Consider the following 12,778-nt stretch of genomic DNA (forward strand, 5'->3'; position numbering starts at 1 on the left):
GAAGTATCCTCGGACAAATCAGGTTGCAAAGGGACTCAGTATGCTTTAATTAGCATTGCTGATAATTTTTCGTTATTTTAGCTTGCAATTTTCAGCCAAAATTTCAAATAAGTAAAATATCATTCCTTAATAACACAAGGTATAAGCGGGGAAAGAGAATATTATTTGTTTGTGAACACTAAAGGATTATTTAATTTTTTGGCATTGGTGATGGCGATCGCGATCGCTATTATTGCTTGTCAAAGCCTACAATTGCCAAGCAAACCGTTAGTATCTACGCAGTCACCATCAAACTTAGTGGTTGGGGAGGTTAGTCGCGGGTGTGAATTATGCTACACCGTGGCAAGTAGGTCAGTATCCAAGTGCGTAGGCGTAGCCCTTCTCCTATCGGAGACGCTGCGCGAACGGCTGCGCTCAGGAACCGCCCGCCGTAGGCATCGTCAATAATTTTGATAACCAGTTTGTCATACCATTTAACGAAATTATTGATACAAATTATTAGACTTCTTGGCAAAAGTCGGGGAAAGGGAAAGGGGAAAGGTTTATTATTTTCCCTTTCCCCTGGTTGGTGAGCTTGCCGAACCATAACCTTTACCCTTTTCCCCTCTTTTGCAAAAAGCACAAATGCCAAGAGGTTTATTTTTCCTGCTCCCCCTGGAAGAATCTGTATCAATCTTAAGGTGAAACAGTATCAGCGCCTTGTTGGGTGAGACAACAACCATTAAAACAAACAATGCTGAAGGCAGAGAATGAAGCAAATCAGCAGTTTAAGACGATGGAGTAAGTAATCTTTCTTACCTCTACCAAATCACTTCTGAGTAGAAATTTCCTATCTCTTTATCAGATGTAATTATTGCAGCTTGATTACTTCTGGCTAGTGCAACAACAACTCGATCTACTGGATCTCGATGACCCCATTCTAAATTGACACTTTCCATCCAAATATTTTCATCAATGGGTACAATCTGAACGGTACTAGACTTTTTCAGCCTTACTACGTACTCGTTAAGATTGACTCCTAAATCTAGTTTTTTATTTTTGATTTTTATTGCAATTTCCCATATAGCTATGGAAGGGACAAAACCATTTTTATCCCTTTCCATCTGGTTGCACGCTTCTTTAGCTTGTTCAGAAAGTTTGGCTGGATCTAAACTCCACCAGATTAGGGCACAAGTGTCAAGGACTATCTTCACAATTGTGTCCATTCCTCAGTGGTTGGTGTAGTTAAATCCTCAAAATACTTCACTTTACCGCGTATTTCCCCAAATAATTCCTCTGTTGAAGGTGCTTGTGCGTATTTGGAAATTTTCACGACTGGCTTTCCGCGATCGGTAACTATAATTTCTTCTCCTTCTGACTCTACAAGTCGTAAGAACTCAAGAAGTTGGGATTTGAGTTTACTTTTGGAAATTGATTTCATAATAACCATAGTCATGACTATAGTCATATGATAATAGGGTATAGCATCGGTTTTCACTTGCTATTTCCCAGCTATGATCAAGAGCCTTTGCGATCGCTACCACTCTTATACTTATTAGCAGGATTTTTTGAGGATGAAAATATCGCATATTCCTAAAATTATTTTCCAACACTGCTAAAATAGCGATGTCTACGACGGTCACTGAATCTCGACTTCGCTCGATTTCCGCGCAGCCGTACCCCTCCGGGGAAGCAAGCTACGCGGGGAGCGTTTCGTAGAGAAGTGCGGGCTACGCCTACGCCATTTTCTGAGCTTATTACTAATACAATCCCCATTCTAATTTCAAAGTTTCTAATTTAGGATTTTTCACACTCATTCTTTTGCATTCTTCCAAAAATTCCTTGACTTGTCCTTCGTTAAGACTTAAGCCACCGTCTTGTAGATTATTGATGTAAGTAATCACATCTGAAGTTGTTAAAGTCGAACTTATTTCTTCTAGAAGAATAGAATTTCTAACTTCCCGACAAACCAATTCAATATCTGATGAAGTAAATCTCCCACTTTTATCCGCCAGAATTTCAAAGTTGACTAGCTGATCAATATCAATTTTTGACAGGTAGTATTGGAATAAATGTCTTCTCTCTAATTGATCGGGTGGAAAAACAGGAATCTTCCAATCCAATCTACCAGAACGTTTCAAAGCACTATCAATGCCACTCAAATAATTAGTTGCAGCAATGACAATTACATCACTATTTTGCAGATTATTTAGTTCTATGAGTAATTGGTTGATGGTCGCTTTTTGGTCTGTGTGTGCGTTGTCTTCATTACGATTAAATCCAATACTGTCTAACTCATCAATGAATAAAAGTGAAGGAGATTTTTTCTTAGCTTGAGCAAAGATATCTCGAATATTTTTTTGACTTTGGCCTATCCAAACACTGACAATATCGGCAGGAGAGAACTTAAAGAAATATCTCCCAGACTCATTAGCAAAGGCATTTGCCAGGAGAGTTTTGCCACATCCTGGTAAACCGTAGAAAAGAATTCCACCAATAGAACTCTTATATCCTTTAGATTGCAACTTTAAAAGTCTAGTTAGTTTCTCTTTTTCTTCGTTTAGTCCTTGTACTTGGCTAAAGTCAAGTTTAAATTCTTTGATGCGGTTAGTAATTGGATATGCTTGTACCAAACTAGGTTTTTTAGCTCCATAATTAAAAGATGGATAGTCGATAGAGTCAAAGCATACTGGGACTAATTGGTGTTTTTCATAATCAGGAGCCATGATTATAACTTGGAAGCGATCGCCATAATATCCAGAAAACTTATATTCTAATATTTCCTTTACTTTTTTCAGTTGGTAATAGTTGCGTGCGATCTCAAAACCGGGAATTACCAACCAAAGGCTTTCTAGTTGATTTGGCCATACTTTGGATTTTCTCAAGACTCTTTTAATTGAATCTAAAAAGAGATTATTATCCTGAAATTCTTGGTATTTGAGCGTTTCTATCTCAACCACTACCTGATTTTTTACATAGACTTCTATGATTTCACTTTGGTACTCTTCATCATAATCTGATGTATCTTCATCAATTGTTTCTTCATCCCTAGAAGTTAACTCAACTTCACAGCCAATATTAGACAATCCATATCCTAGACTTTCCAACGTTTTAATAGCAAAATATTTAAGGTAGATATATTCTTTACTTTCCTGCTGCCATTTCAGAGTGTAAAAATGTTCAGCTTTCATCTTCAGCAATAACTGAGACTCAGCTTGGATTTGAGCTTTTTGTAATTCTACAAAGTAATCTTGCAAAGATGCATCGTCTTCCTCTATTTCATAATATGGAAGTTCTAATAGTAGACGGAAATGGGCATACACTTCCTCTTTATATTCAATAGATGCTTCATTTGGATATTTACACCTAAGAGTAAAAGTAAAAGGAATTTTACTAGCAACTCTATCTACCAAGTATCCTAAAGCATCTTCTTGTTGATGAGCTTGGATTTCTAATGCCGATGGACAATGAAATAAGATAAAAAATTGTTCTGAATTATATTTATTTGCATATAAGGATATCTGTTCAAACTGCCGATCGAATTTTTCAGAATCAAGCAATTCTAAACCAGTGTTGCCAAGTATAATGCTGGTCATAGTTGAGCGATAAAATTGGAAAATACTAGCATCAAAAATGGGATTTTCTTGCTCATCTTCACAATCTTGATCATCTGAGGAAATACTCGTAGGAATTTTCCTAACTGCTACTTTAGGTATACTATTATAGCCTCCATATTGATATTTTCTAATTAATTCATAATTAAAGATTTTGACAACAATATCACAAAAGAAATCTTCTACTTGTGGAATCAGAAAAATACCTACTGGCTGATGAGAATCTAAACACGCTTGGAATCTTTCATATTCTTGTTCAGAGCCAAAATCAAACAAGTAGTAGAAAAAATCGTGTTTTACTGAAATTGCCTCTTTTAGTTTGGCTGAAATTGATTGAGGTTCAGCAACTTCATTTGTTGGTTCTACACCTTTAATAGAAATAGTTATTTTTGCATCTAACGGAATATGCAAATCTAACCGAGGATTTGCACAAAGTCCCAATTCATCAAGAGCCGTATTAAAATCATCTATGAATGATTGACTTCTACGCTGGTAGCCAAACTGTTCTATGATAGTTTTGACCCGTAGGCTTTTTTGAGTTTTACCAGTTCTTTGAAGTTTACTTTTAATCGAGCGTAAGTAGGCTGTATATGACATTTTGTGGGTATTCCAAGGAAACTAAATATATAGTTCCCTAACTTACATATCCAGCTAACTCACACAAACAATGTCTTTGTTTTGTCTGAGAGTACTAGCGTGGCAAGCTTAAAATAGTGTATTAGACGTAGGTTGGATGGAGCAATTGGGTGGCAGCAATTTATCCACATTACTCTTCCCTTGCTTGGGCCTGTAACCTTCTTTGTGGTAGCAGTGGGGGTGATTGGGACTTTTCAACTTTTTGACCAGTCTTACATCTTCTCTGGCGGTACTGGTGGGCTAAACAACGCTACCTTAACTGTGGTGCTGTTGATTTACCAAGCTGTGTTTCGGAATTTACAGGGATATGCAGCTGCGATCGCATTTTTGTTAACAGCAGTCATCATTGCCATCACTTTGATTCAGCAGCGACTTTTCGGAGGCGAACGGATTTGACTAAAATCTTTGGCTTCAAAGTTTTGTTATACTCTATGCGATCATTACCCTAATTCCCTTTCTCTGGGCGCTTTCAGCATCATTTTAGCCACGAACAGAGATTGTCGGTGGTGAACCCAACTTTCTCCCCAAGAATTTTACTCTTGACAACTACAGGCAAATCTTTTTCCAAGAACCGCTATTTTGGCGCTGGTTGTTCAACAGTGTGGCGACCGCCCTCAGCGTCACCCTTTTAAACTTGTTGTTAAGTTCAATGGCAAGACTGCGTTTTATGGGTAAGCGCTTTTGGTTCTTCCTAATTTTGGCAGTACTGGCAGTACCGACGCAAATCACCTTAATTCCCACATTTGTGATTTTAAAAGCGATCGGCTGGCTAAATTCTTACCAAGGCATGATTGTTCCTAGCATGGTTAATGCCACTTTTATCTTTATGATGCGGCAGTTTTTTGTTAATTTTCCTAAAGAACTAGAAGAAGCAGCTCAACTCGATGGCTTAAATACTTTTGGAATTTTTCGATATATTGTCTTACCTTTGGCAAAACCAGCACTAGCAGCCCAGGCAGTTTTTGTCTTTATGGGGAGTTGGAATAATTTTTTACTGCCTATAGTTATTCTATTTGACCCAGAAATGTTTACCCTCCCTTTGGGGCTGAACACCTTTAAAGGTCAATATATCAGCTACTGGAACTACATTATGGCGGCTTCTATGGTCTTTACCCTGCCAGCTTTAGGCATTTACACCTTTTTTAATCGTTACTTTATTCAAAGCGTCACCTTCACCGGGGGAAAAGGTTAATAGGCATTGGGCATTAGTCAAAAGTTAAAAATTCTTCCCCTGCCCCCTGCCCCCTGCCTCCTCTCATTCCCCAAACAGTATTTTGGGCAACAAATTGCACTCCTAACGTGATATTGGTATTACAGCGACTCAATCTCTATCTATCAGTAAACAAGCATTATGGGTTTTGCAGACCTATCGATCGCAGAGATAGCAGCCGACTACAGCATTCCTGTAGAAGAAGTGTTTTCTCTGTGCAACCAACTGGGAATCGCCTACAAACACCAAAAGACCCGTTTGGCGTTAGAAGATGCAAAGGCAATTATTTCCCAAATATCGTCTGAGATGCGCCCGAAAGGCACTAGCGACTTAGAGGGTGATAACGAGGTCATCTGAAGAGTTATCTCGGACTTTGGCTAATCACTGATAGCTAATGACAAAAAACAATGAGTCATTAGCTATTAACAGCTTGGAGATTGAGAATCGCATTCTTAGCTGTGTTGAGCGTCATAAATTTTTAAGGGGAAACATGTTTAGAAGACTAATTGGCGTTGTCGTGGTTACTGTTTTTCTCTCGTTTCAGTTGCTTGTCGGTAGCGCGACAGCAGTGGAACTGGACAAAACTACCCGAACAGTGCCATTAAATACTGAGGGTGACACCACCGTACTAAGCCTTAAACAAGTTAAAGAAGGCAAACGCTTATTTAATTACGCTTGCGCCCAATGTCATGCTGGGGGAGTTACCAAGACAAACCAAAACGTGGGACTCACTCCAGAGGACTTGGCACTGGCAACACCCAACCGTAACAACATTGAAGGTTTAGTAGATTATCTGAAAAATCCTACTACTTATGACGGGGAAGAAGAGATTTCCGAAATACACCCCAGCATTAAAAGCGCAGATATTTTCACAGCAATGCGAAATCTGACAGATGATGACTTGGAGGCGATCGCCGGTCATATTCTCTTACAACCCAAAATCGTTGGTACTAAGTGGGGAGGCGGAAAAATCTATTACTAAATCCCGGAACTGAGTCATTGGGAATAGAGCATTGGGCATTGGGAATAGGGCATAGGGAAGAATTCATTCCCCATTCCCCATTCCTCATTCCTCATTTTCTATTCCCCATTTACTACTGATTGCACAGGTTTTTGCAATAAATTTCTCTCCATATATTAAAAAAAAATTATCTATGACAGATTGTCATACTTTGGCGTTGATTTTATTTAAAATGAGAAAGGGAAAAAAAATTGTTTGTTAGGAGAGAGCTATGAAATTAATTTCGGCAAGCTGGCGACGCCTTAGTTTAGCTGTGTTGACAATCCTTTTAATTGTTAGCAGCTTTGCTGTTTTTACTCCCAGTGCTTCGGCTGCAACCTACCAGGTGAAATTGGGTAGTGATAAAGGAATGCTGGCATTTGAACCGAAAAAGTTGACTATCAAACCAGGTGACACTATTGAATGGGTGAACAATAAAGTTCCTCCCCATAATGTTGTGTTTGATACTGTCAAAAACCCCTCTAAGAGCGCCGATTTAGCTAAATCTCTGTCTCATAAAAAGTTGCTCATGAGTCCTGGTCAAAAGGAAACGACCACCTTTGCAGCAGACGCACCTGCTGGTGACTACACCTTCTACTGTGAACCCCACCGTGGTGCTGGCATGATTGGTACAATCACTGTCGAAGGCTAGAAATATCGCTGTTGACACCAGATGATCTATCGGTGAAATTAGCTCATAGCAACACGCCACACTCCTAGAGTGACGCACAAGAGACATAAATGGCGGTAGCGAGTTCCTATCCTCCCCTAAGACGCTAAGTAACCTGTGGCGATGGAGGGGTGAACTCGTTACCGCCAATTTTGATCAAATTTGACTTAATCGGGGATTAATCGCGTTTATACTCTTGCTGGAGGCTTGTTGCGAGGAAATTCTGTTGAAAATACTTTTATTAATTTTACTGTCGGCGATCGCTCTATTCAAATTGACATTCATCAGTCCAGCACTAGCTGCCGAAACATCCAACGGTGCTAAAATTTTTGAGGCTAACTGCACTTCTTGCCATATAGGTGGCGGTAACATCCTGATTAGCCAGAAAACCTTGAAAAAGGAAGCATTATCAAAATATCTAGAAAATTACGATCGCGACTCTATCGAGGCGATTATCCACCAAGTGCAAAATGGTAAAAATGCTATGCCTGCCTTTAAAGGCAAGTTAAGTTCTGAGGAGATTCTGGAAGTAGCCGCTTACGTTTTTCAAAATGCAGAACAAGGCTGGTAAAGTAGCTGAATTTATCTGGATAACACAACAACCCTTTGGCACACCAAAGGGTTTTTTCAAATCCGGCTTCACTTCGGTCGATCGCTATTTCGTCTAAAGTTCTTTTCTACTGACGAAACGCTGCCAATACCTTGAAGAATACCACGACCGATTAAACCTAAACCCCTACCAACTATTTGGGTAAGGATAAAAACTATACCGCTACCTAAAAAAGCTAATAGTGATTTTAAACGTGGTGCGATCGCATCACTAAATTCTAACAGCAATGTCACTACTAAAGGAATATTAGAAAGTTTTGCTAACTCCTGATTCCGAGGAGCATAAACTGAAGTATTAGCAATACCACGAGGCGCAATTACAAATAATTCATAGCGACTTTCAAAAACTGCTTTTGGCTCATTTATATAATTTTTTAATCGATATTTCCACGACAAATCATTTCTAAATCGTTCAATTTCTCTTGTAGAAATCAATTGCTGCCCATAAAAATTTTGCTTGATCTCTTCTACATCTGATAAAGAATTTAGCAGTGGTTGCACAACCCCATTCGCTACCTGAATCAACAAGTTCTCTAAAATCATTAATGTTTGAGACTTGGCTTGGGCGCTCATTACAGGATAGTAGGCATTATCAATATTCAATTCTGTTTGAAATAATAGATAAGAATATAACTCACAAACTAAAGGAATTTTTTGGAGAATATCTCTTTCCACAATATCTGTATTTTGCAACAATAAATTAATCAGTTCTCTACTCTGATTCCCAATTTTTATTCGAGAAAATTTCCCAAAAAAATCTGTAATGGCTGCTTGCCATAAGTCGCTTACTAAGGTATTTTTTACTTCATATAATTGATTTATCTCTATTTGAGAAGCACGCAGTTCATCCAACTGTTCAGCTAGTTTTTGTAGGATCAGATAAAGTAATTCCCGTTTTTTATCTTCACGAAAGATGTCGATTTCTAAAGGGATATCTGTGACGTTTCGTAAAGAAAACTGAAGTTTTGTTACACAAGATGCAAACAAGGCAGATTGTAGTGTTCCCGGACTAAGTAAAGGTGATGCAGTTTGCCTTTGTTGAATGGCACTACTGAATGAAGCAGTCAAAGGCGGCTCATCAGCAACCGGAATATCTTCTTGCCTTTCTTGTGGTGAAACCAACAACTGATTTAGCAACCAACGAGCCGCTAGCAGTTCTCGCCGCCGTCCAGCTAGAATTGCTCGCTCTAGTACTGGTAATCCGGGAACTTGTAATTGTGCTGTTACTGCGGCTAAGGTAGCGTTAATGTTAGCAATTCCTGACAAATGCAAATTATTTCGGAGTTTGGAGAAAGGGAGTCGGGAGTGGGTAGAGACGCGATTAATCTTGTCTGTACTAGGGAGCGGGGAATTAGGAGTTATTATTGCTTCTGTGTCTTGGAACCAATAGCTACCACCATTTGCAACTTCTTGTATGGCGGCGACTAACTCAGGAAGTGGTGTACCTTTGGGGCAGTAGCCATTTACACCAATAGATTTTGCAGCCAATAGTAGTCCTTGTTCTTGAACAGAACTGAGAAGCAAAATTGGTAAGTTAGGATATAAAGCTCTGAGTTGCCGACAGAATTGTAAACCTAGCTTTTGACTGGTGGTAGAGCGACTATTACCAAATTCCAAAACCACCAAATTTACTTGGTTAGGGTCTTTTTGGGCAATTTCTGCTAAAATCTGCAAGGTAGTGGTGTAATTTTCTACCCCTGCGATCGCTTCCAGGTGAGGAATCGCTTCTAAAGCTACCCGTAATCCCAGACGAAAAATCGGGTCTTGGTCGATTAACAATAATTTTATCGGGCGATCGCTCATAGTCCACTCAATTACATCAGCACTGTTTTTTACCAATCAGAAAATAACTGTCATACAAAACTTTGTCTTTCTCTTTTTTATCTGTTTTCGCAAACTGATAAATCGATCATAATTGCCTTATGCAGCAGTCACTGTGTAATTAAATGAACTTGAGTATTCGGCACTGGTTGGCAGAACGCTATATCCCAATCAATCAAATCAGAGGATTTTCAAGGGGGCAATTGGCAGGTATTGCCTACCGGATCGTTCAGGATATGGAAGTCAAAAGCCTGATGCCTTTTGATATCTGTACCTTGGTAGAGGTCTTAGAACTGCCTTTAGGTGTTGTTTGGGAAGAAATCAGTGTGATTTCTCAACTGACAGAAAACCTGTTGCGTAGCCTCAGCCAAAAAAAGCCGTTAAAACGTAACGAAGGTACATGGCTAGCGTTTCAAATTGCCTATCTCCAAGCTTTGCAAGCAATTCTAGAGCAGGAAGCAAGCCTGCAAAGACCGTGGCTAGATCGGGCAATTATACTTATACAACCACACATACTTCAAGAGGACGTGAGTAAATTCATCCTCCAAGATCCGCAACTACAAGGATTGCTGAAAACTCTCACTCCAGGTAAATTGACTGACACTCAAGCTGAACAAGCACTATCTTTAGTTGCAGATTCATTACTGGTGCAACAAATAAATAATGCTGCTATAGCTTGGTTAGTTGCCAATGGTGCAGAGGAACCGGAAGCTAAACTCTTAACACAGCGTTTGATCAACTCACTTCCTGGTGAAATGCTGCTAGTTGTCACCGAGAATGCTGCACCTTTAGCCCAACTGCAAAAATTTTTCCGCTTAGGGATTTCATTATCTCCCAGTTTCATCACCCCAGAAGTTGGTTCTACAGTCGGTGATAAAATTGATTTGCACCGAGAACATTACCGTGCAAGTTTGATTAAAAACCTCAGTATGCCTTTACTGATGGAATCCTTTGCCTTTAAAGATATCTATGTGCCACAAAAAGGCTTACCAATAGAGGAAAATATTTCTGAGCAGGATAAAAAAACTGTTAAACCAGTTGATTTAAAAACATGGGCCCAACAACAGCTAACTGATTTAGAAACGATCGCTGTCATTGAGTCGGAACCTGGTTATGGAAAAACTAGTTTTTGCCAACTTTGGGCAGCACAGATAGCACAGGAATTATACCCTACTTGGATGCCGATCTTAATTAGATTGCGAGATGTAAAATACGGTAAAACTTTAATCGAAACCCTAAATTCTGCTTTTCCTATTAATCTTTCAACTTGGTTAGAGCAAGAAAATATCCCTTGTCTGTTGCTCCTAGATGGTCTGGATGAACTGCCCCATTCTGCTCAAGGTATCAGGGCGCAAGCAATTTTTATTCAGCAATTACTGAACTTTCAATCTCAGCATCGACACAAAATTGTGTTAACGAGTCGTTCAACGACGTTACCGGAAATCGTCTCGGAACTACCGCTATTGTTGAGGCGAATTATTATTCAGCCATTGGATACGGACGAACTCAAGCAATGGTTTCAACAATGGGCAAAAGTGCAATCGTTACCCATCGCCCAAAATTTCTTTACATTTTTAAAACAGACAGGGTTATTTGCCAGCCAATCAAAGTTAAGAGAATTATCTGTCTTTGTGCGTCAACCCTTAATGCTGCATTTGTTGGGCATTTTGCACCGCGAGGGTTTGCTAGATGATGAACTATTGCAGTTAGCTGCTAATACCCAAAAATCTTTTCTGTTATGGGAAATTCATCATCGTTTGAGTCGATGGTTGTTGGGTTATCCGTTAATTGGTGGGATCAAGACGATGTTACTGCGTTCGGGTACAGCTCATATCCACCGGACTCCAGAAGCGATCGCTAATCTACTCGCTAATCGTCATCCCCAAAATTTACTTGAGCAGATGCAAGCGATCGCTCTCCAAATTTTACACTCGCAACGCCATCAAATTAATTTGGTTGGTGAATTTAAGACTCTACCAGGGTTTTATTTTAAGGTTCGGGATTTAGAAAGCTCAGATAAAAGCACATCTAAAAGTAGTTTAGTTGAGTTTTCTTATGTCAAATTAGGAAAATTTCTTTGTGCAGATGCTATTGCTGCCCAACTTAAATTTTTGACTCAGTATGAAGATGAAGCTTATGGTACACCTAATTTTATACTTGATCCCAATAGGGTAGCCCAGCATATTTATAATTTACTAGGTTACGGGATACTTATTCCAGAAATTGAAGAACTGGCGATCGCCGGATTGCGTCGCCAGCAAAAGCACAAATTTTCATTTGAAGTTTTGTTTCAACGTCTTTTATCTTTTTGGCGTGCTTACTGTCAAGGACGTTGGTTAGATGAGGGGATAGCCCACAACGCCTTGGCTAATTTTCACGCACTGCAAAACCCTGTAAATGTTGAACAGGTGAATGCTGCGGTGGGATTGAATGTGTTTTTATTGCTTTGTGCTTGCTATAGAGAAACAAAAGTTCCTTTTTGGCCTTGTGGGAATCCAGTCAATTTGACAGAATTCCATCCAGAGGCGCTGAGTATGCTAATTGCGAAGACAACAGTTTTACATAAAAGTGCCTTCGCAACCCGAATTAAATCTTTGGCTGGACTTAATTTATCGGGAACCTCTTTATTGCAAGTGATGTTAACTGGGGTAAATTTTGAGCAAACAAACTTATCGAATGCGGAGTTAACGGGGGCGAATTTAGCTGGAGCCAATTTACAACAGGCGAACCTCACAGGCGCGAACCTCACAGGCGCAAACCTTGCAGGCGCAAACCTCCACCAGGCTAACTTTACAGGCGCAAACCTGCAACAGGCTAACTTGATGGGGATAAATCTGAACTCAGTCAATCTTACCAACGCCTGTTTATTTGAGGCAATTCTCACTGAAACTGATAAAAAACTGGCCACCGATAATGGTGCATTATTCTCTAAAGAATCGTTTCAAAGACTGAAACATTTGCGTGGTTTACCGCCGCAGGCATCGCAACAGGCCTTCTTAAACACCGTAAAAATCACATCAAACATCGATGTTAATTGGAATAAAACCCCTGCAAAGGGAATAATTGAGAGCTGCGAAGGCGCAATTTTACCAGTAGATTTAGATGATGATTATGCCGATGATGAGACAGTTTTTGGCAATAATTCTATTGGGGAATAGGGCACTTGTACTGAGCGTAGCCGAAGTATTGGGCATGGGGCATTGGGAAAGAGGAGGCAGGAGGCAGAAGTTCTAAAATGT

10 protein-coding genes and 2 pseudogenes are annotated in these 12,778 nt (G+C 39.6%); 8 read left to right on the forward strand and 4 right to left on the reverse strand.

All coding sequences use genetic code 11. The features are described from left to right. The first annotated feature begins 171 nt into the window (after window positions 1-171). Window positions 172-447, forward strand: coding sequence for a hypothetical protein (locus RMX98_RS11035; protein ID WP_322678273.1), 276 nt, complete (start codon window positions 172-174; stop codon window positions 445-447). Window positions 448-800: 353 nt separating this feature from the next. On the opposite strand, the gene RMX98_RS11040 is transcribed toward RMX98_RS11035, so the two are convergent. The 3 genes from RMX98_RS11040 to RMX98_RS11050 all read right to left on the reverse strand — a co-directional run bounded on the left by RMX98_RS11040 (window position 801) and on the right by RMX98_RS11050 (window position 4,190). After that, window positions 801-1,193: a type II toxin-antitoxin system VapC family toxin gene (locus RMX98_RS11040; protein ID WP_322678274.1), complete on the reverse strand. Its 393-nt coding sequence runs from the start codon at window positions 1,191-1,193 to the stop codon at window positions 801-803. Next, a complete protein-coding gene (locus RMX98_RS11045) occupies window positions 1,190-1,420 on the reverse strand; it encodes a type II toxin-antitoxin system prevent-host-death family antitoxin (protein WP_322678275.1) in 231 nt (76 codons plus the stop codon). The genes RMX98_RS11040 and RMX98_RS11045 overlap by 4 nt, the downstream gene beginning before the upstream one ends. A 319-nt stretch (window positions 1,421-1,739) precedes the next feature. Then, window positions 1,740-4,190 (reverse strand): ATP-binding protein, encoded by a 2,451-nt coding sequence (locus RMX98_RS11050; protein ID WP_322678276.1) that lies wholly within the window; start codon window positions 4,188-4,190, stop codon window positions 1,740-1,742. Between the two features lie 132 nt (window positions 4,191-4,322). Here RMX98_RS11050 and RMX98_RS11055 point away from each other — a divergent pair. From RMX98_RS11055 to petJ, 6 genes and pseudogenes are all read left to right on the forward strand, one after another. Then, window positions 4,323-4,625, forward strand: a pseudogene (locus RMX98_RS11055) (carbohydrate ABC transporter permease); the annotation flags it as partial. 28 nt (window positions 4,626-4,653) lie between these two features. Then, window positions 4,654-5,421, forward strand: a pseudogene (locus RMX98_RS11060) (carbohydrate ABC transporter permease). Window positions 5,422-5,580: 159 nt separating this feature from the next. Further along, a complete protein-coding gene (locus RMX98_RS11065; RefSeq protein WP_322678277.1) occupies window positions 5,581-5,796 on the forward strand; it encodes a hypothetical protein in 216 nt (71 codons plus the stop codon). 133 nt (window positions 5,797-5,929) lie between these two features. Beyond that, the gene (psbV, locus tag RMX98_RS11070) at window positions 5,930-6,421 is read left to right on the forward strand and encodes a photosystem II cytochrome c-550 (protein ID WP_322678278.1); all 492 of its coding nucleotides are present in this window, start codon (window positions 5,930-5,932) and stop codon (window positions 6,419-6,421) included. 250 nt (window positions 6,422-6,671) lie between these two features. Further along, the gene (petE, locus tag RMX98_RS11075) at window positions 6,672-7,091 is read left to right on the forward strand and encodes a plastocyanin (RefSeq protein WP_322678279.1); all 420 of its coding nucleotides are present in this window, start codon (window positions 6,672-6,674) and stop codon (window positions 7,089-7,091) included. A gap of 244 nt (window positions 7,092-7,335) precedes the next feature. Continuing rightward, a complete protein-coding gene (gene petJ / locus RMX98_RS11080) occupies window positions 7,336-7,680 on the forward strand; it encodes a cytochrome c6 PetJ (RefSeq protein WP_322678280.1) in 345 nt (114 codons plus the stop codon). Window positions 7,681-7,748: 68 nt separating this feature from the next. Here the strand turns inward: petJ and RMX98_RS11085 are convergent, their stop codons facing one another. Continuing rightward, on the reverse strand, window positions 7,749-9,521 hold the full coding sequence (locus RMX98_RS11085) for a DUF3685 domain-containing protein (RefSeq protein ID WP_322678323.1): 1,773 nt from the start codon (window positions 9,519-9,521) through the stop codon (window positions 7,749-7,751). Window positions 9,522-9,664: 143 nt separating this feature from the next. On the opposite strand from RMX98_RS11085, the gene RMX98_RS11090 reads away from it, so the two are divergent. Continuing rightward, complete coding sequence (locus RMX98_RS11090; protein WP_322678281.1) at window positions 9,665-12,697, forward strand: pentapeptide repeat-containing protein; 3,033 nt, start codon at window positions 9,665-9,667, stop codon at window positions 12,695-12,697. Window positions 12,698-12,778: the final 81 nt, after the last annotated feature.

This window comes from Nostoc sp. DedQUE02, from assembly GCF_034531035.1.
GTDB lineage: Bacteria > Cyanobacteriota > Cyanobacteriia > Cyanobacteriales > Nostocaceae > Nostoc.

Coding starts and splice junctions, on each gene's coding strand:
- RMX98_RS11050 (WP_322678276.1), bottom strand. CDS start 4,190: ATGTCATATACAGCCTACTTACGCTCGATTAAAAGTAAACTTCAAAGA.
- psbV (WP_322678278.1), top strand. CDS start 5,930: ATGTTTAGAAGACTAATTGGCGTTGTCGTGGTTACTGTTTTTCTCTCG.
- petE (WP_322678279.1), top strand. CDS start 6,672: ATGAAATTAATTTCGGCAAGCTGGCGACGCCTTAGTTTAGCTGTGTTG.
- RMX98_RS11085 (WP_322678323.1), bottom strand. CDS start 9,521: ATGAGCGATCGCCCGATAAAATTATTGTTAATCGACCAAGACCCGATT.
- RMX98_RS11045 (WP_322678275.1), bottom strand. CDS start 1,420: ATGAAATCAATTTCCAAAAGTAAACTCAAATCCCAACTTCTTGAGTTC.
- RMX98_RS11065 (WP_322678277.1), top strand. CDS start 5,581: ATGGGTTTTGCAGACCTATCGATCGCAGAGATAGCAGCCGACTACAGC.
- RMX98_RS11090 (WP_322678281.1), top strand. CDS start 9,665: ATGAACTTGAGTATTCGGCACTGGTTGGCAGAACGCTATATCCCAATC.